This is a genomic window from Kitasatospora sp. NPDC059571, assembly GCF_042735675.1.
Classification (GTDB): Bacteria; Actinomycetota; Actinomycetes; order Streptomycetales; family Streptomycetaceae; genus Kitasatospora.
Map to the genome: position 1 here is coordinate 1 of NZ_JBHWBW010000193.1, position 12,614 is coordinate 12,614.

General features: G+C 74.6%; 13 protein-coding genes. 8 read left to right on the top strand and 5 right to left on the bottom strand.

Annotation, left to right across the window (positions count from 1 at the left end):
* The 3 genes from ACFV0G_RS21355 to ACFV0G_RS21365 all read left to right on the top strand — a co-directional run.
* On the top strand, positions 1-550 hold a 550-nt coding region (locus ACFV0G_RS21355), incomplete at its 5' end, for a class I SAM-dependent methyltransferase (protein WP_380549983.1).
* Between the two features lie 130 nt (positions 551-680).
* On the top strand, positions 681-1,460 hold the full coding sequence (locus tag ACFV0G_RS21360; RefSeq protein WP_380549986.1) for a ferritin-like domain-containing protein: 780 nt from the start codon (positions 681-683) through the stop codon (positions 1,458-1,460).
* A 97-nt stretch (positions 1,461-1,557) separates the two neighbouring features.
* A complete protein-coding gene (locus tag ACFV0G_RS21365; RefSeq protein WP_380549989.1) occupies positions 1,558-2,217 on the top strand; it encodes a trimeric intracellular cation channel family protein in 660 nt (219 codons plus the stop codon).
* Here the strand turns inward: ACFV0G_RS21365 and ACFV0G_RS21370 are convergent.
* Positions 2,153-2,983, bottom strand: coding sequence for an IclR family transcriptional regulator (locus ACFV0G_RS21370; protein ID WP_380549992.1), 831 nt, complete (start codon positions 2,981-2,983; stop codon positions 2,153-2,155). The genes ACFV0G_RS21365 and ACFV0G_RS21370 overlap by 65 nt on opposite strands.
* Positions 2,984-3,117: 134 nt before the next feature.
* Between ACFV0G_RS21370 and ACFV0G_RS21375 the strand changes: the two genes are divergently transcribed.
* Positions 3,118-4,320 (top strand): cysteine desulfurase family protein, encoded by a 1,203-nt coding sequence (locus ACFV0G_RS21375; RefSeq protein WP_380549995.1) that lies wholly within the window; start codon positions 3,118-3,120, stop codon positions 4,318-4,320.
* A 14-nt stretch (positions 4,321-4,334) separates the two neighbouring features.
* Here the strand turns inward: ACFV0G_RS21375 and ACFV0G_RS21380 are convergent, their stop codons facing one another.
* From ACFV0G_RS21380 to ACFV0G_RS21395, 4 genes are read right to left on the bottom strand one after another with little or no spacing between them, the layout of a single operon-like run.
* On the bottom strand, positions 4,335-5,003 hold the full coding sequence (locus ACFV0G_RS21380) for a response regulator (RefSeq protein WP_380549998.1): 669 nt from the start codon (positions 5,001-5,003) through the stop codon (positions 4,335-4,337).
* Positions 5,000-6,268, bottom strand: coding sequence for a sensor histidine kinase (locus ACFV0G_RS21385; protein WP_380550001.1), 1,269 nt, complete (start codon positions 6,266-6,268; stop codon positions 5,000-5,002). Before ACFV0G_RS21385 ends, ACFV0G_RS21380 begins: the two co-directional genes overlap by 4 nt.
* A gap of 34 nt (positions 6,269-6,302) precedes the next feature.
* Positions 6,303-7,124, bottom strand: coding sequence for an ABC transporter permease subunit (locus ACFV0G_RS21390; RefSeq protein WP_380550004.1), 822 nt, complete (start codon positions 7,122-7,124; stop codon positions 6,303-6,305).
* Entirely contained in the window at positions 7,121-8,068 is a 948-nt protein-coding gene (locus ACFV0G_RS21395) for an ATP-binding cassette domain-containing protein (RefSeq protein WP_380550007.1), read from the bottom strand. Before ACFV0G_RS21395 ends, ACFV0G_RS21390 begins: the two co-directional genes overlap by 4 nt.
* Before the next feature lie 201 nt (positions 8,069-8,269).
* On the opposite strand from ACFV0G_RS21395, the gene mnmA reads away from it, so the two are divergent.
* The 4 genes from mnmA to ACFV0G_RS21415 all read left to right on the top strand — a co-directional run.
* Positions 8,270-9,430: a tRNA 2-thiouridine(34) synthase MnmA gene (gene mnmA, locus ACFV0G_RS21400; RefSeq protein WP_380550010.1), complete on the top strand. Its 1,161-nt coding sequence runs from the start codon at positions 8,270-8,272 to the stop codon at positions 9,428-9,430.
* Between the two features lie 129 nt (positions 9,431-9,559).
* Complete coding sequence (locus ACFV0G_RS21405; protein ID WP_380550013.1) at positions 9,560-10,090, top strand: TIGR00730 family Rossman fold protein; 531 nt, start codon at positions 9,560-9,562, stop codon at positions 10,088-10,090.
* Between the two features lie 13 nt (positions 10,091-10,103).
* Complete coding sequence (locus ACFV0G_RS21410; RefSeq protein ID WP_380550016.1) at positions 10,104-10,793, top strand: SDR family oxidoreductase; 690 nt, start codon at positions 10,104-10,106, stop codon at positions 10,791-10,793.
* A gap of 196 nt (positions 10,794-10,989) precedes the next feature.
* The coding region (locus ACFV0G_RS21415) for a right-handed parallel beta-helix repeat-containing protein (protein WP_380550019.1) at positions 10,990-12,614 on the top strand (1,625 nt) is incomplete at its 3' end.

Genomic DNA, 12,614 nt, shown 5'->3' on the forward strand with positions numbered 1-12,614 from the left:
GCCCGGCGTCCCGGTGCTGGCCGCGGCCCTGCCCGGGCTGCCGATCGCCGACGGCGCCTTCGACGCGGTGGTCGGCGCGTTCGTGGTCAACCACGTCCCCGACCCGCCGGCCGCGCTGGCCGACCTCGCCCGGGTGCTCGCGCCCGGCGGCCGGGTGGTGCTCTCCAGCTGGGACTCCCCGGCCCGCAACCGGGCCCAGGGCGTCTTCGCCGACGCCGTCGCCGAGGCGGACCGGACGGGCCCGCCCGGTCCGCGCCGCGCGCCCTCCCCGTTCGCGCCCTACAGCGGCCCGGAGGCCCTGGCCGCACTGCTGCGCGGCGCCGGCCTGGCCGGCGTCCGGGTCGAGCGGGCCGACTGGACGCACCGGGCCGACCCGGACGCCTGGTGGCACCACGTGCTCGGCGGCACCGTCCTGACCGCCTCGCTGATCGAGGACCGCCCGGCGGCCGCCGCCGCCCGGATCCGCGCCGCCTACGACCGGCTGGCCGCGCCGTACGCGGCCGGCGGCTTCCCGGCGGCGGCGCTGGTCGCCGTCGGCACCCGGCCGTAGCGGGGGGTCCTCCGTCCGGGTGAGCGGGCGGCCCGTGCAATTGCAGGCCCCGGGGCGGCTGCGTTCACTGACGGTATCCCGATCCGAATCGACGCACGGCCGGCACCGGCGGCCGGGGGAGTTGGGCGAGATGCTCTCAGCACGCAGCCTGTTCCAGGAGATCCACGACGACGACGAGGCGTTCCGCCTGTTCTGCAGCATCGCGGCCAAGGGCGAGGACCAGGGCGGCTGGGAGAACGGGCGGATCTCCCGGCTGGTCACCGACCAGGTGCTCGCCCCCAAGGTCGCCCGGCACGGCGCGGACGAGGACAAGCACGGCCGGATCTTCAACGCCCTGCTGCACAAGCGCGGCCTGGAGCCGGTGGACGTCCCCGGTGACACCGACTACACGATGATGCTGGAGCGCCAGGGCATCGGCCTCGCGCACAGCCGGCTGCGGCGCGACGAGTCGCTCAGCGAGTACGACGTGATCACCTACCTGGCGCACAGCCGGGTGACCGAGCAGCGCGCCGCCGAGCAGATGCAGCTGCTCAAGAAGGTCTTCGGCGACCACCCCGAGATCGGCCGCGCGGTGAAGATGATCTCCAACGACGAGGACAACCACCTCGCCTTCTGCCACGAGGAGCTGCTGCGGCTGGCCGCCGCCGGCCACGGCCGCACCATCCTGCGGATCCTCCAGGAGAGCGCGCAGGCCGAGGTCCGCACCTACCGCGACGTCAGCCTCGCCGTGATGGCCCACATGGGCCGGATCCTGCACTGGCCGCGGGCCAAGTCCGCGCTGCTCGCGGCCGGCATCCACGCGGTGTACGCCTACGAGCGGGTGCTCGGCTGGCGCCGGATGACCACCCTGGCGATGCCCGAGCGGCTCAACGCGCTCGGCGGCCAGGCCCCGCAGGAGTCGTTCGCCTGACCGGCCGCCCCGGGCCCGCACACCCCGCCCGCCGGCCCCGGGCCGCCCGGGCGGGGTGCCCGCCGGACCCGCCGCCCGGACCAGGGAGACTTGGCCGGTGAGCTCGCAAATCTTCTCCCCGGGGCTGCAGCAGGCCCTGGACCTGGTCGGCATCTTCGTCTTCGCCCTGTCCGGCGGCCTGCTGGCCGTCCGCAAGAACATGGACATCTTCGGCATCTGCGTCCTGGCGGAGGCCACCGCGCTCGGCGGCGGCGTGATGCGCGACCTGGTGATCGGGGCCACCCCGGTCGCCGCGTTCAGCAACCTCGGCTACTTCTCCACGCCGCTCGCCGCCGGCGTGGTGGTCTTCTTCCTGCACCCGGAGGTGGAGCGGATCAACCGCGCCGTGCAGACCCTGGACGCGGCCGGCCTCGGCCTCTTCTGCGTGACCGGCACCATCAAGGCCCACGACTACGGGCTCGGCTTCGTCGCCTCGGTCGCCCTCGGCATGCTCACCGCGGCCGGCGGCGGCGTCATCCGCGACCTGCTCGCCATGGAGCCGCCCTCCCTGCTGCGCTGGGACCGCGAGATCTACGCGGTGCCCGCCCTGGTCGGCGCCACCCTGGTCGCGCTGCTGATCGCCGCCGACCGGCTCACCGGGCTGAACGCCTCCGCGGCCGCGCTGGCCGCCTTCGTGATCCGGATGCTCGCCCTCAGGTACGGCTGGCGGGCACCGCGTGCTTGGCACCGCAACGGTTCTCGCACCAGCGAGGAGTAGGCGAGCCGCCGTACGCCAGCGAGATCGCCTCCACCGTGCACAGCAGCTCAGGCAGCAGCCGGCTCAGCTCGGCGAGCGGCGCCACCCGGGCCGGTGCGGAGATCGAGCACGCCGCGATGGCCCGCCCCTCCGTCCCCACCACCGGGGCGGCCAGGCAGTTCACCGCCTCCCGGTAGCCGCCCTGGTCCACCGCCCAGCCCTGGCGGCGCACGGCCGCCAGCTCGGCCCGCAGCTCCTCGCCGGCCGGGCCCGCGGCGGCGCGGGCCGCGGTGCCCTGCGGACGCGCCCGCAGCTGCTCCAGAAAGGCCGTCAGCTGCTCCTCCGGCAGGTCCGCGAGCAGCACCCGGCCGGCCGCGGTGGCCGCCGCGGGGGCGCGCATGCCGATCCGCCCGCCGGGCGCCGGGCGGCCGGCCGCCGCCGGGTGGCGGCCCTCCACCCGGTCCAGGTAGAGCAGCGTGTCGTCCTCCAGCACGGCCAGCTGCACGGTGTGGCCGTACCGCTCGTTCAGCGAGGCCAGGTACGGCGCCGCGACCTGCCGGATGTCGATGCCCTCCAGGGCCTGCTGGGCCAGGCCGAACAGCCGCCCGCCGAGGCGGTAGCGGTGGTCGGGCTGGCGGTGCACGAAGCCGTGCTCCTGGAGGGTCCGCAGCAGCCGCAGCGCCGTGGACTTGTGCACGCCGATCCGTGCGGCCGCCTGCTCCAGCGAGGCGGGGCCCTCGCCCAGGGAGGCGAGGATCGTCAGCGCCCGGTCCACCGTCTGCGACATCCGTCCACCCCTCGTCGCACGCCTGTGGGGCAGGAGGCTAACCGGGCGTTGCAGCCGCTGCAATGGCCGAATCGTGACCGGCCCCCGGACCGCGGCCCTGGCCGACCCCGGGCGGCCCCTACACTGGAGCCGCCATGCCATATCTCGACCACGCAGCCACCACCCCGATGCTGCCCGAGGCCATCGCCGCCATGAGCGCGCACCTCGGCGTCACCGGCAACGCCTCCTCGCTGCACGCGGCCGGCCGACGCGCCCGCCGGGTGGTGGAGGAGTCCCGCGAGTCGCTGGCCGCCTCGCTCGGCGCCCGCCCCAGCGAGATCGTGCTCACCGGGGGCGGCACCGAGTCGGACAACCTCGCCGTCAAGGGCCTGTACTGGGCGCGCCGCGGCGCCGACCCGGCCCGCCGACGGGTGCTGAGCAGCCCGGTCGAGCACCACGCGGTGCTGGACGCGGTGCACTGGCTCGCGGAGCACGAGGGCGCGGACGTCGAGTACCTGCCGGTCGACGGCCTCGGCCGGGTGCACCCCGAGGCGCTGCGCGAGGCGATCGAGCGCAACCCCGCCGACGTCGCCCTGGTCACCGTCATGTGGGCCAACAACGAGGTCGGCACTCTCCAGCCGATCGCCGAACTGGCAGCGGTGGCAGCCGAGTTCGACATCCCGATGCACGCCGACGCGGTGCAGGCGCTCGGTCAGGTGCCGGTCTCCTTCGCCGACTCGGGGCTCACCGCGCTCACCGTCACCGGCCACAAGATCGGCGGACCGTACGGCGTCGGCGCGCTGCTGCTCGCCCGCAGTGCCGCGCCGGTACCGCTGCTGCACGGCGGCGGCCAGGAGCGGGACGTCCGCTCCGGCACCCTCGACGTGCCGGGCGCGGCCGCCTTCGCGGTGGCCGCCGCGCTGGCCGTGGAGCGCCGCGAGGAGCAGGCCGAGGCCGTCGGCTCGCTCCGCGGAGAGCTGGTCGCCCAGGTGCTCAAGGCGGTGCCCGACGCCGTGCTGAACGGCGACCCCGCGCCCGGCGGGCGGCTCGCCAACAACGCGCACTTCTCCTTCCCCGGCTGCGAGGGCGACGCGCTGCTGATGCTGCTCGACGCGCAGGGCATCGAGTGCTCCACCGGCTCGGCCTGCTCGGCCGGGGTGCCGCAGCCCAGCCACGTGCTGCTGGCGATGGGCGTCGACCCCGTACTGGCCCGCGCCAGCCTGCGCTTCTCGCTCGGCCACACCTCCGAGGAGGGGGACGTCGCGGCGCTCGCCGCCGCGATCGCCCCCGCCGTGGAGCGCGCCCGCAACGCCGGCCGCGCCGCCGCGGGCCGCCGCGCCCGGACGCAGGCCCGCTAGGGCACCCCGCCCGGTCAGGCGGGGTGGACCAGCCGGTTCTCGTAGGCGAAGACCACCGCCTGGACCCGGTCGCGCAGGCCCAGCTTCAGCAGGATCCGGCTGACATGGGTCTTCACGGTGGCCTCGGCGAGCGAGAGTTCGGCCGCGATCTCGGCGTTGGACAGGCCGCGGGCGACCTGCACGAGCACGCTGCGCTCACGGGCCGTCAGCGCCGAGACGGCCGCCTCGCCGCGGGTCGGACCGCCGCCGTCGGCGGGCAGCTGGGAGGCGAAGGTGTCCAGCAGCCGCCGGGTGATCCGCGGCGCGACCACCGCGTCGCCCGCCGCCACGCAGCGGATCGCCGCGAGCAGCTCGTCCGGTCTGGCGTTCTTCAGCAGGAAGCCCGAGGCCCCGGCCCGCAGCCCGGCGAAGGCGTACTCGTCGAGGTCGAAGGTGGTGAGGATCAGCACCCGGGTGTCCGGGCTGCGCTCGACGATCCGCCGGGTCGCCTCGATGCCGTCCATGCCGGGCATCCGGACGTCCATCAGCACCACGTCGACCGGGTGCTCGGCGACCATCCGCACGGCCTCGGCGCCGTCCTCCGCCTCGCCGGCCACCGCCATGTCCGGCTGCGACTCCAGCACCAGCGAGAACGCCACCCGCAGCAGCGGCTGGTCGTCGACCAGCAGGACTCGTACGGTCATCCGGCGTCCGCCTCCTCGGGGTCGTCCAGGTCAAGGGTGACGGCCACCCGCCAGCCGCCGCCGGGCAGCGGCCCGGCCGTCAGGTCGCCGCCGTACGCGGCGGCGCGCTCGCGCATCCCGGCCAGGCCCTGGCCGAGGCCGGGGACGGCCGCGAACGGCCGCCCGTCGTCGCTGACCTCGACCGCCACCGCGGCCGGCGAGCAGTCGACCCGCACCTCGGCGCGGACGCCGGGCGCGGCGTGCTTGAGCGTGTTGGTCAGCGACTCCTGCACCAGGCGGTAGACCGTCAGCTGGGCGCCGGGGGAGATGCCCGAATGATCGCCCGTCAGCGCGAGGCCGGCCGGCAGCCCGGCTGCCCGCACCTGGTCCACCAGGGCCGCCAGCTGGCCGATGCCGGGCTGCGGGTGGCGCAGCGCGTCCGGTTCGTCGGCCCGCAGCACGCCCAGGAAGCGGCGCATGTCGGTGAGCGCCCGGCGCCCGGTCTCGGCGGACTGCCGCATCGCCTCGGTCGCCCGCTCGGGGGAGCGCGGGTTGGCGTACACGGCGGCGTCGGCGAGGGCGACCATCACCGAGAGGTTGTGCGTGACGATGTCGTGCATCTCGCGGGCGATCCGCGAGCGCTCCTGGGCGACCGCCAGCGCGGACTGCTGGTCGCGGGAGCGCTCCAGGTCGACGGCGCGCTGCCGCAGGGCGGCCAGCTGGGCCCGCCGGGCGCGCACGTTCAGTCCGATCACCAGGGCGGCCGCCGTCGTCCCGGACAGCAGGACGAAGATCCGGATCTGGTTGTCGAGCAGCGAGCCGTGCTCGCCGGTCGGCGTCCAGCGCAGCACCGACAGCAGGGCGCCGAGCTCGACCACGGCGTAGGCCACCGCGGTGCGGCGGCGCGGGCAGTGCGCGGCGACGGTGTACAGCGCGAGCAGCACCGCCAGGTCGGCGGGCATCGCGTGGGCGGTCAGCCACTGCACGAAGGCGACCGCCGCGGTCACGCCGAAGACCGCGAACGGCGCGCGCCGGCGGAAGGTCAGCGGCAGCACCAGGGCGGCCTGCAGCAGCCAGAACCACGGGCGGGCGTGCAGCTCGCGGTGCTGCGGGACGGCGGTGAGCAGCAGCAGCGCCAGTGCGCAGCAGAAGTCCACCGCCGTCGGGTACCGCTCGGTGAGCACCCGGACCCGCAGCTGCCCGAGGAGGGCGGGCAGCGCCGCGAACCCGGTCCGGGCGCCGGGGCGCGCGGACCGGGCCGGCAGGGTCTGCTCGGACGAGGTCACCGGACCATGCTCACACGCGGCGGCGGGGCGGCCGTCACGCGTCCCGTCGCTTGAGGACGACGGCCGCGCCGATGAGCGACGCCAGCACGTACAGGCAGAGGACGCCGAATCCCGTCCACGGCGCGAGGTCGTGCGGGCCCTGGTGGAGGGTGGTGAGGGCCCCGCCGGCGTTGCTCGGCAGGTACGGCGAGATGTTGTCCTGCCAGGAGCTGGGCAGTGCCTCCATGAGCAGCGGGAGCAGCATCAGCACGCCGACCACGGCCGCGATGCCGCCGGCGGTGTTGCGGATCATCGTGCCGATGCCGACGGAGAGCAGGCCGACGGCGGTGAGGTACAGGCCCATGCCGAGCACCACGCGGGTGACGCCGGGCGCCGAGAGCGTGGTGTCCAGGTGCTTGGAGGCGAGGATGGACTGGCCGACGAAGAAGGCGATCAGGCACGCGACGGTGCTGACGACCCAGGCGACGGCGCCGAAGACGGCGGACTTGGCCCACAGGACCGGCAGCCGCCTGGGCACCGCCGAGAGCGAGGCGCGGATCATCCCGGTCGAGTACTCGCCGGTGATGACCAGCACGCCGAGGACACCGATCGCCAGCTGGGCGACGAAGTAGCCCCGGAGGCTGTGCTCGGCCGGGGAGAACGCGGCCCGCTCAGCGGCGGGGAGGCGGTCCAGCCGGCTGACTGCGCCCCAGCACGCCAGGGCCGCGATCCCGATGGTGAGCGCCATGGTGATCGCCAGCGTCCAGTACGTGGAGCGCAGCGACCGGAACTTGATCCACTCGGAGTGGACGACCCGCGGCAGGGTCACGCCGGCGGCGCGGGGCGCGGCCTCGGCGGGGAGGGCGGCGGTGCTCATGCGACGGTCTCCTTGACCAGCTCGGCGGGGGCCACGACGGCCTGGTACTCCACGGCGTCCCGGGTCAGCTCCATGAACGCCTCCTCCAGCGAGGCCTGCTGCGGGGTGAGCTCGAACAGCACCAGGGCGTTCTCGGCGGCGAGGCGGCCGATCCGCTCGGCGTCCGTGCCGGTCACGGTCAGGCGCAGCGCGTCGTCCGCGTCGGGGACCGCCCCGACGCCCGGCAGGGCGCCCAGCAGGTCGGCCAGCTTCACCGCGTCGGGGGAGCGGACGAGGACGGCGCCGCTGGACGCCTGCGCGGTGAACTCGGCCACCGAGGTGTCGGCGATCAGCCGGCCGCGGCCGATCACGATCAGGTACTCCGCGGTCAGCGCCATCTCGCTCATCAGGTGCGAGGAGACCAGCACGGTGCGGCCCTCGGCGGCGAGCGACTTGAGGAGGTTGCGGATCCACAGGATGCCCTCCGGGTCGAGGCCGTTGACCGGCTCGTCCAGGATGAGCGTGGCCGGGTCGCCGAGCAGCGCGGAGGCGATGCCCAGGCGCTGGCCCATGCCGAGCGAGAACCCGCCGGCCCGCTTGCGGGCCACCTCGCGCAGGCCGACCAGGTCGACGACCTCGTTGACCCGGCGCCGGCCGATGCCGTGGGTGGCGGCCAGGGCGGCCAGGTGGTTGTGCGCGCTGCGGCCGGTGTGGATGGCGCGGGCCTCCAGCATCGCGCCGACCTCGCGCAGCGGCGCGGGGTGGTCGGCGTAGCGGCGGCCGTTCACGGTGGCACGGCCGGCGCTCGGCGCGTCCAGGCCGAGCAGCATCCGCATGGTGGTGGACTTGCCGGCGCCGTTGGGGCCGAGGAATCCGGTCACGGCGCCGGGGCGCACGGTGAAACTCAGGTCCTCGACGGCGGTGCGCGGGCCGTAGCGCTTGGTCAGGCCGACGGCTTCGATCATGGTTGGCATCCTCGCGGGGGGCGATCGGACGGTCGTTTCCACCGTAGGAACCGGAACGGCCGGAATCGGGCACCGACGGGACGATCTTTCGCCGGGGCGGGTGCGCCCCGCGATGCACCGGACGTACATCTCGCGACGGATGCCGGTCGCACGGACGGGCGAACCGGACGGCGGAGCGGACCCCGTACGCTGGACGTCATCATGACTGACTTCCCCGGTGCCCCGACCGCTCCCTCCGACGGCCGCCGCCTGCGCGTGCTGGCCGCGATGTCCGGCGGGGTGGACTCCGCCGTCGCCGCCGCCCGGGCCGCCGAGGCGGGCCACGAGGTGACCGGTGTGCACCTGGCGCTGTCGTCCAACCCGCAGTCCTTCCGCACCGGCGCCCGCGGCTGCTGCACCATCGAGGACTCCCGCGACGCCCGGCGGGCCGCCGACGTGATCGGCATCCCGTTCTACGTGTGGGACCTCGCCGAGCGGTTCCGCGAGGACGTCATCGACGACTTCGTCGCCGAGTACGCGGCCGGCCGCACCCCCAACCCGTGCCTGCGCTGCAACGAGAAGATCAAGTTCGCGGCGCTGCTCGACCGGGCCCTCGCGCTCGGCTTCGACGCGGTCTGCACCGGCCACTACGCCCGGATCGTCGAGCTCCCCGGCGGCGGCCGCGAGCTGCACCGCGCCGTGGACGCCGCCAAGGACCAGTCGTACGTGCTCGGGGTGCTGGACGCCGACCAGCTCGCCCACTCGCTCTTCCCGCTCGGCGACACCACCAAGGACGAGATCCGCCGCGAGGCCGAGCGCCGCGGCCTGGCCGTCGCCAAGAAGCCCGACAGCCACGACATCTGCTTCATCGCCGACGGCGACACCCAGGGCTTCCTGGCCAAGCACCTCGGCACCGCCACCGGCGACATCGTCGACGCCGACGGCACCAAGCTCGGCGAGCACGAGGGCGCGTACGGCTTCACCATCGGCCAGCGCAAGGGCCTGCGGATCGGCCGCCCGGCCGCCGACGGCAAGCCGCGGTACGTGCTGGACATCTCGCCGGTCACCAACACCGTCACCGTCGGCCCCGCCGAGGGCCTGGACGTGCTGGCGCTCACCGCGATCGCGCCGCGCTGGTGCGGCGCCCCCGCCGAGGGCGAGGGCCGCTACACCGCCCAGTTGCGCGCGCACGGCGAGGAGGTCCCGGTGACCGCGGTGCTGGACGGCGAGGAGCTGCGGGTGCAGCTGGACACCCCGGCCCGCGGCATCGCCCCCGGCCAGGCCGTGGTGCTCTACGACGGCACCCGGGTGGTCGGCTCGGCGACCATCTCCGCCACCGAGCGCCGCACCGTCACCGCCCGGCGCCTGACGCCTGACGCCTGACGCCTGACGCCTGACGCCTGAAGCCTGACGGCTGACGCCCGCCGCCCGCCGTGCTGCGGTCCGGCGGCCGCCGGACCGGGCGGAATCCCGATGAGCCCGGGCGGCCGGCCGTGGTAGACCTGAGGGCCTATGAACATCACCGTCTTCTGCTCCGCGTACTCGCTCGACGACCGCTACACCGTCCCCGCCGCCGACTTCGCCCGCCGGCTGGGGGAGCGCGGCGACACCCTGGTCTGGGGCGGCTCGCACGCCGGCCTGATGGGGCTGCTCGCCGACGGCGTCAAGGAGGCCGGCGGCCGCCTGGTCGGCATCTCCGTCGACCTGCTCGCCCACAAGGCGTACGAGGGCGCCGACGAACTCGTCTCCGCCCCCGACCTGGCCGCCCGCAAGGCCCTGCTGCTGGAGCGCGCCGACGCGGTCGTGGTGCTGGTCGGCGGCCTCGGCACGCTCGACGAGGTCACCGAGGTGCTGGAGCTCAAGAAGCACGGCCTGCACGACAAGCCGGTCGTCCTGCTGGACACCGAGGGCTTCTACGCGGGCCTGCGCACCCAGCTGGAGCGGATGGAGACCGAGGGCTTCCTGCCCCGCCCGCTGGCCGAGCTGGTCATCTTCGCCACCACCCCGGCCGAGGCCTTCGCGGCCCTCGACCGCTCCCGCTGAGAGGACGTCCCGGATGGGCACCCACCTGATCACCGGCGCCGGCTCCGGCATCGGCTCCGTCGTCGCGGAGCGGCTGCTGGCACGCGGCGAGGACGTCCTGCTGCTCGCCCGCGACGCCCGCCGCGCCGCCCAGCTGCGCGAGCGCCACCCCGGCGCCGGCACCCTGGTCGGCGACCTCGCCGACCCGGCGAAGCTGTCCTGGGCCTTCGGCCACCAGAGCCTTCCGGTCGAGCTGGACTCGCTGCTGCACATCGCCGGCGTGGTCGAGCTCGGCCACGTCGGCGACCTGCCGGTGAAGGCCTGGCAGGAGCAGCTGAACGTCAACACGGTCTCCCCGGCCGAGATCACCCGGCTGCTGCTGCCCTCGCTGCGGCTGGCCCGCGGCCACGTGGTCTTCGTCAACTCCGGCGCCGGCCTGCGCGCCGACGCCAACTGGGCGGCGTACGCGGCCAGCAAGTTCGGCGTCCGGGCGCTGGCTGACGCGCTGCGCGCCGAGGAGCACGGCAACGGCGTGCGGGTCACCACCGTCTACCCGGGCCGCACCGCCACCCCGATGCAGGAGAAGGTCCACCGCCAGGAGGGCCGGGCGTACGACCCCGCCCAGTGGATCGCCCCCGAGTCGGTCGCCACCGCGATCCTCACCGCGATCGACCTCCCGCGCGACGCCGAACTCACCGAGATCACCGTCCGCCCGGGGCAGTAGCGGCTGCGGACCGTCGTGCCCGGCGGGGCCTTGCCCGCCGGGCTGGTCCGCCTGCGAAATTCCTCCTGGCGCGCGCGATACCGCTGTGGCATGATCCGTTCGCCCTCCATCCACATGTGTGTGCGAATGTCGAGGGCTCCGCGTGCACGCGGCTCACTTCTGTCTGCCCAGGGGGGCAACCATTTACAGCAATCGAATGGCGGCGGCCTTCGGCGCCGTCCTTCTCGGCGCGGTCGGCCTGCCCGTCGTCGCGTCCGGCGGCGCCGCGGCCGAGGCCGCCACGCTCTACGTGAACAGCGCGCAGGGCTCGCACTGTTCGGACTCCGGGAGCGGCACCCAGGCCGTCCCGTTCTGCCAGGTCTCGGCCGCGGCCGCCGTCGTGCAGCCGGGCCAGACGGTCGAGATCGCGCCCGGCGACTACAACGGCAACGTCATCCTCACCCGTTCGGGGACGGCCGAGGCGCCGATCACCTTCCGGGGCCCGAAGTGGGATCCCGACACGATGGCCACCGCCGCACTGCGGGCGCCGGGCAGCCCCGGCCACGGGCTGGTGGTGCAGGGCGCCCAGCACCTCCGGATCGAGAACCTGACGGTGGAGGGGAAGCAGCAGGAGGCCGTACTGGCCGACGGCGCCTCGGACGTCACCTTCATGGGGATCCAGACCTGGTACGGCAGCGTCAGGATCACCCACGGCTCCGACAAGGTGGTCTACGGCCGCAGCCGGTTCGGCTACAACCCGGGGCCCGCGGTCCTGGTGGACGGCGGCTCCACCGGCACGGTGGTGACCACCAACGAGATCGGCGCCAACTTCGTCGACGACATGACCGGCGTCAGGGTCAACGACGCGCCGAACACGGTCGTCGTGGCGAACAGCATCATGTCGCAGTGCTTCCCGGGCATCGTGGTGGACGGCGCCTCCGGCGGCGCGACCGTCGAGAACAACGTGGTCGACACGTCGAAGTGGTACCAGGCGTGCGCCTCGCACGCGCACGACACCGGCATCACCGTCGCCCCGACCGCCACTGCGGGCACCAGGGTCGACTACAACGTGGTCTCGCCGGTGAGCGGCGGGGCCGCCTACAACTGGGCCGGTGCGGCCTACACGGGCCGACAGGCCTTCACCGCCGCGACCGGTCAGGGCGCGCACGACCTCGTGGCCGACCCGAACCCGACCGCCTCGCCCTCCCCGATCATCGACTCGGCGGACGAGAACGCGCCCGGCATGCTGACCACCGACGGCCTGGGCTACCCGATCCTCGACGACCCGGTGGTCGCCAACACGGGTACCGGCAGCGGCTACCGCGACCGCGGCTGGAACGAGTTCGCGAACTTCGGCAGCGTCTTCACCCCTGCCGGTCCGACCCGGCTGCTGGACACCCGGTCGAAGGTGGGTGTTGCGACCACCACCGCGGTGGCTCCGGGCGGCACGGTCGACCTCCAGGTGGCCGGTGTGGCCGGGGTGCCGGCGAGCGGGGTGACCGCGGTGACGATGAACGTGACCGTCACCGCCACCACCGCGCCCGGTTACCTGACGGTGTATCCGCACGGTGACGCGGTTCCCACCGCCTCGAACCTGAACTGGGTCGCGGGGCAGACGGTCCCGAACCTGGTGACCGTCCCGGTGAAGGACGGCAAGGTCTCCTTCCGCAACTCCTCCCCCGGTACCGTGCACCTGGTCGCCGACCTCGCCGGCTACTACGGCGCCAAGGGCAGCGTCTTCACCTCCGCCGGTCCGACCCGGCTGCTGGACACCCGGTCGAAGGTGGGTGTTGCGACCACCACCGCGGTGGCTCCGGGCGGCACGGTCGACCTCCAGGTGGC